Annotated in this window: 13 protein-coding genes; 2 read left to right on the top strand and 11 right to left on the bottom strand. The window is 56.2% G+C overall.

From position 1 onward, the window contains the following. Positions 1–4: 4 nt before the first annotated feature. The 9 genes from hisF to M4I36_RS10890 form a co-directional block, all read right to left on the bottom strand. A complete protein-coding gene (hisF, locus tag M4I36_RS10850) occupies positions 5–787 on the bottom strand; it encodes an imidazole glycerol phosphate synthase subunit HisF (RefSeq protein ID WP_258111760.1) in 783 nt (260 codons plus the stop codon). Beyond that, a complete protein-coding gene (locus M4I36_RS10855) occupies positions 781–1536 on the bottom strand; it encodes a 1-(5-phosphoribosyl)-5-[(5-phosphoribosylamino)methylideneamino]imidazole-4-carboxamide isomerase (RefSeq protein WP_258111761.1) in 756 nt (251 codons plus the stop codon). The genes hisF and M4I36_RS10855 overlap by 7 nt, the downstream gene beginning before the upstream one ends. After that, positions 1520–2200, bottom strand: a complete 681-nt coding sequence (hisH, locus tag M4I36_RS10860) for an imidazole glycerol phosphate synthase subunit HisH (protein ID WP_308661205.1) — start codon at positions 2198–2200, stop codon at positions 1520–1522. Before hisH ends, M4I36_RS10855 begins: the two co-directional genes overlap by 17 nt. Then, positions 2194–2835 carry an imidazoleglycerol-phosphate dehydratase HisB gene (hisB, locus tag M4I36_RS10865; protein WP_258111762.1) on the bottom strand — a complete coding sequence of 214 codons (642 nt, stop codon included), beginning with the start codon at positions 2833–2835 and terminating at the stop codon, positions 2194–2196. The genes hisH and hisB overlap by 7 nt, the downstream gene beginning before the upstream one ends. Further along, positions 2828–4138 (bottom strand): histidinol dehydrogenase, encoded by a 1311-nt coding sequence (gene hisD / locus M4I36_RS10870; RefSeq protein WP_258111763.1) that lies wholly within the window; start codon positions 4136–4138, stop codon positions 2828–2830. The genes hisB and hisD overlap by 8 nt, the downstream gene beginning before the upstream one ends. Then, entirely contained in the window at positions 4131–4772 is a 642-nt protein-coding gene (hisG, locus tag M4I36_RS10875; RefSeq protein WP_258111764.1) for an ATP phosphoribosyltransferase, read from the bottom strand. Before hisG ends, hisD begins: the two co-directional genes overlap by 8 nt. Beyond that, on the bottom strand, positions 4766–5884 hold the full coding sequence (locus M4I36_RS10880) for an ATP phosphoribosyltransferase regulatory subunit (protein WP_258111765.1): 1119 nt from the start codon (positions 5882–5884) through the stop codon (positions 4766–4768). Before M4I36_RS10880 ends, hisG begins: the two co-directional genes overlap by 7 nt. Positions 5885–6122: 238 nt before the next feature. After that, complete coding sequence (locus M4I36_RS10885) at positions 6123–6578, bottom strand: DinB family protein (protein WP_258111766.1); 456 nt, start codon at positions 6576–6578, stop codon at positions 6123–6125. Between the two features lie 197 nt (positions 6579–6775). Beyond that, positions 6776–6949, bottom strand: coding sequence for a hypothetical protein (locus M4I36_RS10890; RefSeq protein WP_258111767.1), 174 nt, complete (start codon positions 6947–6949; stop codon positions 6776–6778). 324 nt (positions 6950–7273) lie between these two features. Here M4I36_RS10890 and M4I36_RS10895 point away from each other — a divergent pair, with 324 nt between their 5' ends. Together M4I36_RS10895 and M4I36_RS10900 are read left to right on the top strand one after the other, a co-directional pair. Next, positions 7274–7948 carry a response regulator transcription factor gene (locus tag M4I36_RS10895; protein ID WP_258111768.1) on the top strand — a complete coding sequence of 225 codons (675 nt, stop codon included), beginning with the start codon at positions 7274–7276 and terminating at the stop codon, positions 7946–7948. Further along, positions 7945–9042 carry a sensor histidine kinase gene (locus M4I36_RS10900; RefSeq protein WP_258111769.1) on the top strand — a complete coding sequence of 366 codons (1098 nt, stop codon included), beginning with the start codon at positions 7945–7947 and terminating at the stop codon, positions 9040–9042. Before M4I36_RS10895 ends, M4I36_RS10900 begins: the two co-directional genes overlap by 4 nt. 62 nt (positions 9043–9104) lie before the next feature. On the opposite strand, the gene M4I36_RS10905 is transcribed toward M4I36_RS10900, so the two are convergent. Both M4I36_RS10905 and M4I36_RS10910 read right to left on the bottom strand, forming a co-directional pair. Continuing rightward, entirely contained in the window at positions 9105–9923 is an 819-nt protein-coding gene (locus tag M4I36_RS10905; protein WP_258111770.1) for an ABC transporter permease, read from the bottom strand. Continuing rightward, a complete protein-coding gene (locus M4I36_RS10910; RefSeq protein ID WP_258111771.1) occupies positions 9920–10948 on the bottom strand; it encodes an ATP-binding cassette domain-containing protein in 1029 nt (342 codons plus the stop codon). Before M4I36_RS10910 ends, M4I36_RS10905 begins: the two co-directional genes overlap by 4 nt. Positions 10949–11165 lie beyond the last annotated feature (217 nt).

Genomic DNA, 11165 nt, shown 5'->3' on the forward strand with positions numbered 1-11165 from the left:
TTAGTCATCGTGGTATCGTGGTTGTCCATCGCATCAACACCCCCCTCTGTTGACAGTGTGCTTTGACGCTCGCGATGGAGGTTTCCGCGAAGTGAAAAACGCTGGCTGCCAGGGCCGCGTCCGCCATCCCTTCCGTCAGGACCTCGTAAAAGTGCTCACGCTTTCCCGCACCGCCACTGGCAATCACCGGCACCGATACGGAAGTAGAGACGGCGCGGGTCAAAGCGACATCGAACCCAAGGCGCGTGCCATCCTGGCGAAACGACGTGAGCAGAATTTCACCAGCGCCAAGACTGCCTACGCGTTTAGCCCACTCGACCACTTCAAGGCCGGTGCTGCGCTTGCCCCCTTCGATGACCACCTCATATTGTCCCGTCTCAGGATGCTTTTTGGCGTCAATGGCGACCACGATGCACTGCTCCCCAAAACGATGAGCAGCTTCGCCAATAAGAGAGGGTTGGCGTACGGCTCCCGTATTGATGGACACTTTGTCGGCACCAGCAAGAAGCAGCTCGCGCACATCCTCGATACGGCTCACGCCCCCACCGACCGTCAGCGGAATGTTGATGGCCGTGGCCACCTCTTCAACCACGCGCCGCGTTGCAAGCCGGCCCTGTTCAGACGCAGAGATATCGAGCAGAACCAGTTCGTCCGCTCCTTCGTCACAGTATCGCCGCGCCAGTTCAAGCGGACTGCCCGCATCTTGGCGCTGCTCGAGGAAACCGACGTGCTTGACAACACGACCGCCGTCAACGTCGAAGCACGGGACGATCCGCTTCGTCAGCATGGTGGCGCTACCTCCTCTAGAGCTGCCGCCAGTGCCGTGTTCACGGTTAAGCGCCCGCTGTAGAGCGCCTTTCCAACCACCACACCGGCGAGTTGGGCCGCTTTCGCCGCACGAATGTCAGCAACCGTCGTCACGCCACCCGAGGCGACCACCGCGAGTCCGGAAGCCTGTTGCAACTGCGCGGCCAAATCCAGATTGGCCCCCGCCTCCATACCGTCGCGGCGAACGTCCGTCACGATGGCGCCAGTCACCCCAACCGCTGCGAGTCGGACGGCCAAGTCGACGAGCGAGACCGTCGTCTGCTCCTCCCACCCCATCGCCGAAAACCGGCCATCGCGCCCATCCAAGCCCGCAACGACCGCGTCCGCGCCAAACTCCCGGACCGCCTCCGCCATAAAGTCGGGCTCTAGTGCCGCCGTGCCCACAATGCAACGCGCCACGCCGAGTTTTAGCCACTGGCCGATCCGTTCCAAACTGCGCACGCCACCCCCCACTTGCACGCGTGCACCAAACGTCGCCGCCGTCCTCACCAACTCGGCAATCTGCGCCTCGTGATAAGGGACGCCAGTGCGCGCGGCGTTGAGGTCGACAATGTGCAACCACCGCGCTCCGGCCCCGAGAAATTGCTCTGCCGTGTGGAGCGGATTGGGACTGACCCTTTGGCCTTCGGAAAAGTTGCCTTGACTGAGCCGCACACAGTACCCGTCGAGAAAGTCGAGCGCCGGAAACACGTCAAAGTTGGAGAACATCGTTACCTTCCTCTCTCATGCGCTCATGAATTCCGCGGGACCAATAAACGAAGTTCTGCAAGATGCGGTGCCCAATTGGGCCACTTTTTTCAGGATGAAATTGGGTTCCGCAAAGGTTGCCCTCGGCGACGATAGCCGGCACCTCCACACCTGCGTACGGCGTCACCGACACGACTGTTTTGGGGTTGGGCACCTCGGCGTAGAAAGAGTGGACGAAATAGACATACTCCCCTTCGTCTAAGCCTTCGACGAGAGGGTGAGGCCGCATGCGCTCCAAACTGTTCCAGCCCATGTGCGGCACTTTGAATCCGCTCGGCAAACGGAGGATATTCCCCTCCAGAAGGTGAAGTCCCACACTGCCCGAACTCTCTTCCGAAGTGGCGAACAGGAGTTGCATACCGAGGCAGATGCCGAGCAAAGGCACGCCCGACCGTGCCGCCTTGCGGAGCGGAGTCAGCAATCCTCGTGCTTTCAGTTGGAACATGGCGTCTCCAAATGCCCCGACTCCCGGCAAGATGACCGCTTGCGGCAGCCCCCAGACGGCAAGTTGTTCCGACCAGTCTGTGCCAGATGCAATCAGCACTGAAGATTCCCCGCACCGCTCAAAACCAAACTGGACACTCGATAAGTTGCCAATGCCGAGATCGAAAATAAAAATCACCACTCCACCAGACCTTTCGTGCTGGGAACCGACGGTCCCAAAGAGACGCCACCCAGTTCGCTGTGTAGCGCCGACGGAACCGTCACCGCCTCGGCCAAAGCGCGGCCAAACGCTTTAAACAGTGCCTCCACTTGGTGATGGGTGTTGTCTCCGTAGAGAACGGCGAGATGAATGGCCATGTTTGCTTCATTGGCGACCGACTTAAAAAATTCAAACACCAATTCGGTCGGAAAATCGCCAACGAGATCGCGCGAAAATTGTGCTTGGAGGACGCATGCGCTGCGTCCCGAGATGTCGACGACGGCGCGCGCCAGAGTTTCGTCCATCGGCACGTGGCGCTCTCCATAGCGGGCAATCCTACTCTTGTCCCCGAGCGCCACGCGCAATGCGCGGCCAAGACAGAGACCGATGTCCTCCGTCAAATGGTGTGCGTCCACATCCGTGTCTCCCTGCGCCAGGACGTCCAGCCGAAAACCACCGTGTGCCGCAAACAGTTGCAGCATGTGGCGCAGAAATGGGATGGGCATCTCTAGCTGCGCGGTGCCATCTCCATCCAGTGCCAGCGTCAAGTCAATCTCCGTCTCCGACGTGGCCCGCGCAATATGCGCCAAGCGCGGTGCGGCAGTTGTGTCACTCATGCTTTCCATCTCCCCAATCCGGTGCCACGCGGCAGCAAACCGATGCTGCGTGCCCATCCAATCCTTCTGCCCGTGCCAAAGTCACGACTGCATCCGCGTGCGCTGCCAAAGCCTCCGCCGTGTATTCGACGTACGTGTTGCGCCGCAGAAAATCGTGCACCGACAGCCCGGACGCGTAGCGAGCAGTCCCGTGCGTCGGCAACACGTGGTTTGGTCCCGCGAAGTAGTCCCCGACAGCTTCCGGCGTGTGCATGCCGACAAACACCGCGCCAGCCGTCCGCAAGCGCGGCAGATAACGGCGAGCGTCGTCAACGAGAAGCTCCACATGTTCCGGCGCTGCGCGCTCGACCACGCCGAGCGCTTCCTCCATCGTCTCCGCGTAGAGTAGCGCACCCGCAGCGGACAACGAGGCCGCCGCAATCTCGCGGCGCGGCAGGCGACTGAGCTGTACCTCCAGTTGCAGAGCGACCTCGTCGAGTAGGGGGCGATCCGTTGCGAGGACTACGCACCCTGCATCTTCATCGTGCTCGGCTTGTGCCAACACATCTGCGGCGATGACTCTCGCCTGCGCTGTCTTGTCCGCTAACACGAAAACTTCACTCGGACCGGCAATCGAGTCCAACCCCACATCCCCCATCACGAGCCGTTTGGCAGAGGCCACGTAGCGATTGCCGGGACCGACAATCTTGTCGACGCGGCGAATCGTTTCCGTCCCGTAAGCCAAAGCAGCGATTGCCTGTGCGCCACCGACCGCGTAGATTTCGGTCACGCCCGCCAGTTGGGCAGCCACCAACACGAGTGGATGCGGCCACGGCGACGGCGATGCAGGCGGAGAAACCAAGACGATTTCGGGGACTGCCGCCACCTGAGCCGGGATGGCGTTCATCAACACGGTAGACGGATACGCGGCACGACCTCCCGGTGCATAGACACCAACGCGACCGAGGGCATGCCACACCATTCCGAGTCGCTCTCCATGGCTTCCGACCACCTCCGTGGGTTGAGGCAATACCGCGCTGTGAAACGCGCGAATGCGCTCCGCAGCTTCGCACAGCGCCGCACGAACGGAGGAAGGCACCGCCAGATGGGCAGCCTCCACCACTTCGTCCGGTACACGCAGGTTGTCAGCACCAACATTCGAAACCCTGTCGAATTCTTTGGAGAAGCGCTGCAACGCCGCATCTCCCTCGCGGCGCACCGCCTCCACAATGCGGGCGACGGTCGCACTCAAATCCGGCTCATCGCCGCCGAGCATCCGCGTCCACGAAAACTCTCGAGCCAATCCCCGCGCGATGTCAAGCATGCACACGCCTCCTTCGGACTGCCGCCGTCAACCCCTCGACCACCGTCGCAATTTCCGTCGATTTCAATCGATAACTCGACCGATTGACAATCAGGCGTGCAGAAATCTGCTCCACTTCATCGAACACCGTGAGACCGTTCGCGGCCAAAGTAGCGCCAGTTTGAACGAGATCGAAGATTCGGTCGGTCAGACCAATCACGGCTGCGAGTTCAATGCTACCGCCGAGTTCTACGAGATCGACCACTTGTCCTTGACGACGAAAATACGACTCAGCGAGACGGGGATACTTTGTGGCTACGCGCTGCGGCGTTTCTGCCGCAAGCTCGGGCCGACCGGCCACACAAAGGCGACAGCGGGCGACTTCGAGATTGAGCAATTCGTAGACGGCGCGCTCCTGCTCGAGCAGAATGTCTTTGCCGACCACACCGAGATCCGCGACGCCATAAAACACATAAGTGGGGACATCCATCGGCTTGGCGAGCAGGAAGCGAATACGCTCACCGGGAGGCCAGTCGACTTCAAACACGAGGGCGCGACTGCTCAGCACGTCTTCAGGGCACGGCAACAGCGATTCGCGCCAGAGCGGAACGAGGTCTTCGGCAGTCCGGCCCTTGGCAAGCGCGACGGTCAGCATGACGCCACCCCCGCGCGCGTGCTCCAGCCGATGGCCATTCCTTTTGCCTCCATCAATTGCTCCAGTTCAAACGCAAATCCGACGGCTGGTGCCTCGGCTCCAAATTGTTGCAAGAGATGGTCATACCGACCGCCAAGCGCGATGGGCACACCTACCCCGGGAGCGAATGTCTCGAAAATGAGCCCCGTGTAATAGGCGACATCGCGGTGAAACGTAAGGTCAAACGTCATGTCTGCCGAAAGACCACTTTCCCTCATGCGCGCCGCCAGTTCGACCAACTCAGACCAGGCTGCGACCAAGTCGCTCGAAGGAGACACCCTTTTTCCGAAGGTGACAAACACGTCTTCCAGAGAACGCGGCTGCTCCGGGCGCAGTTTCCTGAGGGCCGACAATAGCCCACCGTGCACTGGCGTGGAACCAGCCAATTCCTCAAAGTCGACGTATTTCCCAGCGTGGAGCAGCGCCAGTAACTGCGCCACGAGTCCCTGCGAAATCCCTACCGCAGCCAGGAACAGTGGCGCAATGCGCGCATGCGACAGAACCGTGTGCGCCTGTGCCAGACCTGCCTCACGGAGTGCCGAGTGACACAATTCCAGCAGACGCACATCGGCCAACACACCACTGCCTCCAATCCACTCCACACCCACTTGAGTGGATTCCCGGACACTGCCCGAAGCAAATTGCAGCGAGGCCGTCGGCGCAGCCACGCGGCGATACACTCTCTCCGCATAGCTCCACCGAAGCGACCGCTGCCCAGACGAAACGAGCGGCGCGGCCATGCGCGCGATAGAGGGTGTCATTTCCGGTCGGAGCGCCACCGCGCGACCGGAAGCATCCACCCACTGCACCCACTGTTCCAGAGGGCCGACGGGTCGGGCTCGCAGAAGCGTCTCCACATATTCAAAAGCGCCGCAACTGACCAACTCGTGACCTTCTCGTTCCAAGTGCCGTACGATGGTCGATTCGAGAACGCGGCGCTGCTTCGCAAAACCTGCATAGCCATCCTGCATGCCAAGTGGCTTATCAGCAAATTCCATCCACTGCTCGATGCCAATCAATCTCCTTCCAATGACGGCCATCCACACATTCCACTCAACCCTTGCAATCGCCAAAAGCAGGACAGCGCCCTACTTTACTTCTCTAATAAGATAAAGCATGAAAGTATTCTAGCGGCTACAGGGACAAAAAGCAAGCTAGCCATGTCATGATTCTTCAATGGCTAGCTTCGATAGAGGAATCCACATTGTGCCACTCTGCGTTGACATACTGTCAAGAAGGAACTTAGTTTAAGTGCATTCCGAATTTATTCAAGGCGCAATTGTGCTCGACTGAAAGACGCCTTCTGCAGTCTCAACCTGAAATATTGTACTGAATTCCCAGCCCTACTAAATAGACACTTACAATCCCTTGATGAGTACATTCGAAGTGCGTCAGCCAGTCGAGACACGCTTCAACATCTAGGTCGTCGCCCATACCCTTCCACGGTACTTCTTTGCTCCAATCCACTTCGGATGCAAAAAAAGCATTAAAACGTTGACTTAGTTCCTCAAAGTAAGCCTTAAGGTTTGCGACACGGACTGCCATCTCCGGATCCATACGCTTTTCTTTCCACGATGGACCCACGCCATCAACCATCGCCCGCAGATAAATTTCGCGGGAATCCGCGATATGACGAAGCTCTTCTCCCAAAGTTTTCATGGACGCATAAGGGCGATATTGCAAATGCTCATCGACAAGGTGTTCCAGTAACCCTTCGGTAAGCCCAGAGTAGTACTGAAAAAATTCGATGTTTGTGATTTTACTCATGTCATGACCTCCATCCTGAACGTGCTGAGGTGACGGAACGGATTCTAACGCAGTCCTATTCGGCGCCCCAAAGACCTCCAAATCGGTTCACAGACCTGAGCGTGAAAGTGTCCGCCCGCTTTCGCCTGAATTCGATAGCTTCAGAATCATCAAATCTTCATCAACATACTGTCCGTCATGTTTCAATGCATGGGGTTCTACACCGTAAACTGGTTTTCCGTATGTTGAATCCTCTCAGCAAATTTTTCTAGAGGTCTTACAGCTTCTTGCTCATATGTCGATCCGAAGGAATCCGGATCAGTCTTTAACGCAAGCAACCTTACTGCTTGATAAGCCAGAGAGTCAGACTCATGCAGCAAACGAATGTTCATATGTCACCTCCAATTTGTAAAACGACTCTATCTCCTTCTCAAACAAGCTCAGCCATAATACACAGTCCCTTCATACAGTTCTTTCATTTCCACATGATAGCATGTCTTGAGCGGCTTAAGACATCAGACGCAGCGCCTGTTGGCATTGTGTTAGCGCCGCGCACGAAGAAGCGTTTGACACGGTCAGCGCCGACATACTGCAAAATCCTGCGCACCGTTCATAGCGTGTTCATATTCGAGCGATATACTGGGAAGACAATAGTTTGCCATACGCTCATCCGCCTCCCAGCGGCTGATGCAGAGAAAGAAGGGACCCGCGAAACAATGGCTGTTGTGTTGGTTGTGGACGATGAAGAGCATATTCGAGAACTCGTCGCACATTATCTTCGCCGGCAGGGCATGGCAACGCTTGAGGCTGAGAATGGCGTTCAGGCACTCGGGATTTTGAATGCACACCGGATCGATCTCGTCGTACTCGACATCATGATGCCCGGAATGGATGGATGGGAATTGTGCACGGAAATCCGTCGGGGAGGCTCGTTACCGGTTCTGATGTTGACCGCTAAAGGGGAAACGATGCAAAAGGTGAGGGGACTACGCCTCGGTGCAGACGACTATATGGTGAAGCCGTTCGAGCCGGAGGAGTTGATCGCCCGCGTCCAAGCTTTGCTGCGCAGATACCGAATTGTCACAGAACAGGTCGTACAAGTGGGGCAGGTATCGCTCGACGCAAAGGAGCGCATGGTGACTTGCCGTAGTCTTTCCGTCTCACTGCCACCCAAGGAATTCGATTTACTGTTCAAGCTGATGAGCTATCCTGGGCGAACACTGTCCCGAGACGAACTGATTGAATCCGTTTGGGGCTACGACTTTGATGGCGATGAGCGGACGGTCGATGTTCACATTAAGCGCCTTCGCGACAAATTCCCGGAAGACCTCAGTGCATGGCGCGTGGTCACCGTGCGTGGATTGGGCTACCGACTGGAGGAACTCTCTTGAGCCGCGAAGCGCTACGCAGGCGAGTCAAACAATTCGGACTCATCTCATCCTGGTGGATTTTGGGGTTGGTCGGCATCGGTAGTGTCTACTCGCTATCATTTTTACTTACCGCATGGCTCACTTCTCGGTTTCACTGGGTACTTGGGATGTATCTGCGTGACATGACAACACTCGGCATGACTCTCCTCCTGCTGGTCATTCTCGGCACTGCGGTTCATCGATTGGTTCGGCCGCGACAGCGACTCCTGTGGCAGTCACTGATCGAAGCGCTTCGAAATATGTCCAAAGGCAACTTTGATGTTCGCTTGAATGTGGACATGATTCGAGGAGAGCCAGGAGGACAGGAACACCCCATTCGCCTCCTTGTCCACAGTATTAATAATATGGCGCAAGAATTGGCGGAGCTCGAACAGATGCGTCAGGAATTCATTTCAAATGTGTCGCACGAAATTCAATCCCCCCTGACCTCCATTCAAGGCTTTACCGCTGCTATACGACAAGGGAACTTGTCTACCGAGCAGCAGGAACACTATCTCAATATTATCGAAGCGGAAAGCAAACGATTGTCACGGTTGAGCGACAACCTGTTGAAGTTGACGTCCCTTGAGTCCGGGTATCACCCGTATCACGCGGAGCCCTACAGGCTAGACCGACAAATTCGAGATATCGTTTTAGCTTGTGAGCCAACATGGTCGGACAAACACATTCAAGTGCAGGTTGAAGCACCTTCTGTCGAAATTTGTGCGGACAAAGACTTGTTGAGCCAAGTATGGGTGAACATCCTATCCAATGCGATTAAATTCACACCCGAACAAGGCTTCATTGACATTTCCGTACACGTATCCGCGGAAGGGGTAGTGGTAAGCATCACGGATACCGGGATGGGCATGACGGAAGAGGAGCAAGAGCGGGTTTTTGAACGATTTTACAAGGCCAATACGTCCCGTGTGACCTCTGGTGCCGGACTAGGATTGTCTATTGTGAAAAAAATAGTCGACTTACACCACGGCACAGTGCAGGTGGTGAGCGCCGTCAACGGCGGATCGACCTTCACCGTCTCTCTACCCCGCGCGCAGACACCACTCCTGTCGTAAAGCGGATGGGAGTGGTGTGCTCAGCCGCGTATTCGGTTGCGGCGGCCCATCCGATGAGGACTTTATGCGCGCCGCATATAGTTGCGAACCGTTAGTGGTGCAAAGATCAACACGACCACGGCGGCACCGATGAGTGAGATGCCCAGATTGCTGCCGATGGTGCCGCTGTCAGCGAGTTCGCGCACGGCGCTGACCAGGTGAGAGAGCGGATTGATGTGGACGAACCATTGTAGCCAATGCGGCATGGTCTTGACTGGTACAAAGGCATTGGAGAGAAAGGTGAGCGGAAACAAAATGAGCAGTGAGATTCCTTGCACACTAGAGGCTGTGCGAGCAATCACGCCAAAGAACGCGAATATCCAACTCATTGCCCATGCGCATACAATGACCAGTACGGCGGCAACAGCCACATGACCGAGTCCTCCGCTTGGGCGATATCCCAGGATGTATCCCATCGTAAAGGTAAGTGTTGTGGCAATCGCATATCGAATGGTGTCGGCCAGCAGTGCCCCGGCGAGCGGAGCGATACGCGCAATGGGCAGAGACTTGAACCGGTCGAACACGCCCTTATCCATGTCTTCTCGCAGTTGAACACCGGTCACAACCGAAGTGGTAATGACGGTCTGAACAAGGATACCAGGAATAATCACCGGTAAATAACTGTGAACATTCCCGGAAATAGCTCCACCAAAGATATAGGTGAACATCAACGTGAAAATGAGGGGCTGCAATGTGACGTCTATAAGTTGCTCTGGCGTACGGCGAAGTTTCAAGAGCCCTCGATACGCCATGGTCAAAGAGTTTTGTACCGACTGGCCTAGGCTCACGCGGTTTTTTAACAAAGGCTCGACCTCTGGCAAAATGGCTTGTTGGCTACTCATGATAGAAACTCCTCCTCGCTGGCTGCACCCTCCGGTGTCTTTCCTAAATTCTGCCCCGTGTCGTGTCCTGTGATGGTTAAAAACACTTCATCAAGCGTCGGCTTTTGCACACTCATTTCAGCCAGGCCAATCCCTGACTCACGGAAATACAGAAGTAAATCAGTCACCCGGTCTGCATCGGCCATTGGAGCCGTAATTCCTCCTGCTTCTGAGGAGACGATGGCCTTCACGCCGAGTACCTTTTCAATCATCCGGCACGCACTTTGAATTTCTGCTGCATTCTTGAGCTGCAGTTGCAAAGAGGATGTACCGACCGACATTTTCAACTCATCCACGGTCCCTTCGGCAACGACTCGACCGTGGTCGATGACGGCGATACGGTCCGCTAGTTGATCGGCTTCGTCCAGATACTGTGTGGTTAACAGTACGGTCGATCCCGTTTTCACCAATCTTCGAATCGTGTCCCACATCTGGGATCGTGTACGGGGGTCAAGCCCAGTGGTCGGTTCATCGAGAAAGATAAGCGGCGGTTGGGCGATTAAACTCGCTGCTAAATCCAACCTGCGACGCATGCCTCCAGAGAACTTCTTGAGCGGTCGTTTCGCCGCTTCCACCAAATCGAATTCCTCCAACAATTCTGCCGCTTTCCGCTTCGCGTCCGAACGACTAAGCCCGAGTAGTCTGGAAAAAATCACAAGATTTTCGGTGGCACTTAATGTTTCATCGACAGAGGCATATTGTCCCGTCACGCCAATCAGCTGACGAACACGGTACGGTTCTCGCACGACGTCATGCCCGAAGATGCGCGCAGTCCCCGCGTCTGGCTTTAATAATGTGGCAAGCATGCGAATGGTAGTTGTCTTTCCGGCCCCGTTGGGGCCGAGTACGCCGTAAATGGTCCCTGTGCGAACCTGCATATGAATCCCATCCACGGCCCGATGAGTGCCGAAGCTTTTGACCAAACTTTCTGCCTCGACAGCCCACATGGATTCACGCTTTATCTCGCTGTTGCTCGCGCGGCTCATCTCTGTTCCTCCCCATCCACTCTTCTTCGTTCCTTCCGCACAATAACGGAGGTTTATGAACGCCGTATGAACATCGGCATCTAGGGTTCTCGGCGATAGAGGTGGCCACGGCGAATCGAGAAGGGAGAACACGATTCGCCGAATCTCACAAATACCATTTGAACATTCATGCAACGCTCGTGATTTAGACTATACTGTGCTTATACGTAACTTTCAG

It is taken from the genome of Alicyclobacillus sp. SP_1, from assembly GCF_024706985.1.
Lineage (GTDB): Bacteria > Bacillota > Bacilli > Alicyclobacillales > Alicyclobacillaceae > Alicyclobacillus_I.

Coding starts and splice junctions, on each gene's coding strand:
- M4I36_RS10905 (WP_258111770.1), bottom strand. CDS start 9,923: ATGAGTAGCCAACAAGCCATTTTGCCAGAGGTCGAGCCTTTGTTAAAA.
- hisB (WP_258111762.1), bottom strand. CDS start 2,835: ATGAGTGACACAACTGCCGCACCGCGCTTGGCGCATATTGCGCGGGCC.
- M4I36_RS10910 (WP_258111771.1), bottom strand. CDS start 10,948: ATGAGCCGCGCGAGCAACAGCGAGATAAAGCGTGAATCCATGTGGGCT.
- M4I36_RS10885 (WP_258111766.1), bottom strand. CDS start 6,578: ATGAGTAAAATCACAAACATCGAATTTTTTCAGTACTACTCTGGGCTT.
- hisG (WP_258111764.1), bottom strand. CDS start 4,772: ATGCTGACCGTCGCGCTTGCCAAGGGCCGGACTGCCGAAGACCTCGTT.
- hisD (WP_258111763.1), bottom strand. CDS start 4,138: ATGCTTGACATCGCGCGGGGATTGGCTCGAGAGTTTTCGTGGACGCGG.
- hisF (WP_258111760.1), bottom strand. CDS start 787: ATGCTGACGAAGCGGATCGTCCCGTGCTTCGACGTTGACGGCGGTCGT.
- M4I36_RS10855 (WP_258111761.1), bottom strand. CDS start 1,536: ATGTTCTCCAACTTTGACGTGTTTCCGGCGCTCGACTTTCTCGACGGG.
- M4I36_RS10895 (WP_258111768.1), top strand. CDS start 7,274: ATGGCTGTTGTGTTGGTTGTGGACGATGAAGAGCATATTCGAGAACTC.
- M4I36_RS10890 (WP_258111767.1), bottom strand. CDS start 6,949: ATGAACATTCGTTTGCTGCATGAGTCTGACTCTCTGGCTTATCAAGCA.